Source organism: Pseudomonas sp. 39004, assembly GCF_028682155.1.
GTDB lineage: Bacteria > Pseudomonadota > Gammaproteobacteria > Pseudomonadales > Pseudomonadaceae > Aquipseudomonas > Aquipseudomonas capeferrum.
Genome location: NZ_JANIAG010000323.1, coordinates 1 through 2,322, shown reverse-complemented (window position 1 = coordinate 2,322; position 2,322 = coordinate 1). Strand labels below are relative to the sequence as shown.

The window sequence follows — 2,322 nt, the reverse complement described above, 5'->3', positions numbered from 1 at the left end:
ACAACGGACCAGCTCAAGGTAGTACCTGATGTCTTCAAGCCTCGCCGATAACGCCCCACGCCTGCCTTCCATCGACACCCTCCTGCGCCACCCGGCCTGCCTCCCGCTGATCGACCGCCATGGCCGCGACGCCGTGTTGAATACGCTGCGCCAACTGCTCGACGACCTGCGCGAACCCACCCGCCAAGGCCAACTCAGCACCGCCGAACTGGCCGCAGACGTGCTGTTGGGGCGCACCGGCGAGCGCCTGGCCACCCAGCAACGTAGCCAGGTCCGCCGCGTGTTCAACCTCACTGGCACCGTGCTGCACACCAACCTCGGCCGCGCCTTGTTGCCGGAAGAAGCCATCGAAGCCATGCAGACCGCCGCCCGCTACCCGCTCAACCTGGAGTTCGACCTGGCCACCGGCAAGCGCGGTGACCGCGACGACCTGATCGAAGGGCTGATCCGCGAGCTGACCGGCGCTGAAGCCGTCACCGTGGTCAACAACAACGCTGCCGCCGTGCTGCTGGCGCTTAACAGCCTGGGCGCGCGCAAGGAGGGCATCATCTCCCGGGGCGAGCTGATCGAGATCGGCGGTGCCTTCCGCATCCCCGACATCATGGCCCGCGCCGGCGTGCGCCTGCACGAAGTCGGCACCACCAACCGCACCCATGCCCGCGACTACGAAGGCGCGATCAACCCGCGTACCGGCCTGCTGATGCGCGTGCACTGCAGCAACTACAGCATCCAGGGCTTCACCACTCAGGTGCCCACCGCCGAACTCGCGCACATTGCCCACCAACATGACCTGCCCCTGCTCGAAGACCTGGGCAGTGGCAGCCTGCTCGATATGACTCGCTGGGGCCTGCCCGCCGAACCGACCGTGCGCCAGGCCCTGGCCGACGGCGCCGATATCGTCACCTTCAGCGGCGACAAGCTGCTGGGCGGCCCGCAGGCCGGGATCATCGTCGGGCGCAAGGCGCTGATCGCCAAGATCAAGAAAAACCCCCTCAAACGCGCGCTGCGCGTCGACAAGATCACCCTCGCCGCGCTTGAGGCGGTGCTGGCGCTGTACCGCAACCCCGACCGGCTGGCCGAGCGCCTGCCCAGCCTGCGCCTGCTGACCCGCAGCCAGGCCGAAATCCAGGCCCAGGCCGAGCGCCTGGCACCGGAACTCAAGGCTCGCCTCGACGCACAGTGGGCCGTCAGCGTGGAGCCGACATTGGGCATGATCGGCAGCGGCAGCCAGCCGGTTGCACGCCTGCCCAGCGCCGCGCTGTGCCTGCGCCCGCGGGTGTCGAAGAAGCTGCGCGGGCGTAGCCTGCATGTGTTGGAGCGGGCCTTGCGCAACCTTCCGGTACCGGTGCTTGGGCGCATCGACGACGATGCACTGTGGCTCGACCTGCGCCAGTTGGACGACGAAGCCCAGTGGTTGGCGCAACTGCCGGCCCTGCAACTGGGGCCGGTGCAGTGATCGTTGGCACCGCCGGCCATATCGACCACGGCAAGACCGCGCTGCTGCACGCCCTGACCGGGCAGGCGGGTGACCATCGCCAGGAAGAGCGCGAGCGCGGCATGACCATCGATCTCGGCTACCGCTATGCAGCCCTGGCCGAAGGTGCGCCACTGACCGGCTTCATCGACGTCCCCGGCCACGAACGTTTTATCCACAACATGCTGGCGGGTGCCCACGGCATCGACCTGGTGTTGCTGGTGGTGGCCGCGGACGACGGCGTCATGCCGCAGACTCGCGAGCACCTGGCGATCATTCAATTGCTGGGCATCCCCCAGGCACTGGTGGCGGTCAGCAAGTGCGACCGGGTAGCGCCCGCGCGGGTGGCGGAGGTGCAAGCGCAGGTTGCCGCGCTGCTGGCGCCCGGGCCTTATGCGGGCGCGCCGCAGTTTGCCCTTTCCAGCGTCACGGGCGAGGGGGTGGCGGCGTTGCGCCAGGCGCTGCTGCAGGCTCAAGGGCGGGTGCGGCAGCGCAGTGTGCGCGGTGGTTTTCGCTTGGCCATTGACCGTGCTTTCGCCGTCTCCGGTGCCGGCGTGGTGGTCACCGGCACGGCATTGGCCGGCCAGGTCCGTGCCGGCGATACCTTGCTGTTGGGCAAGGCGGGCAAACCCGTGCGCGTGCGTGGCCTGCATGCGCAGAGCCAAGCGGCGCTGGTGGCCGAAGCGGGCCAGCGGGTGGCGTTGAACATCGCGGCCGAGCGGCTGGCGGTCGAGCAGGTACACCGGGGTGACTGGCTGGTGCCCGAGTGGCTGCATGCGCCCAGTGTCCGGGTGGATATCGAGCTCACGCTGCTTGCCGGCGAGCCCCGCCCGTTCGAGCATTTCAGC

2 protein-coding genes are annotated in these 2,322 nt (G+C 68.9%); both read left to right on the top strand.

The features are described 5' to 3' along the window. Positions 1–28 precede the first annotated feature (28 nt). Positions 29–1,456, top strand: a complete 1,428-nt coding sequence (selA, locus tag NP534_RS26605) for an L-seryl-tRNA(Sec) selenium transferase (RefSeq protein WP_274100711.1) — start codon at positions 29–31, stop codon at positions 1,454–1,456. Then, a partial coding sequence (selB, locus tag NP534_RS26600) for a selenocysteine-specific translation elongation factor (protein ID WP_274100710.1) occupies positions 1,453–2,322 on the top strand: 870 nt, incomplete at its 3' end. The genes selA and selB, both read left to right, overlap by 4 nt.

What these genes read in the sequence shown, in the direction of transcription:
- selA (WP_274100711.1), top strand. Translation starts at nt 29, where the DNA reads ATGTCTTCAAGCCTCGCCGATAACGCCCCACGCCTGCCTTCCATCGAC.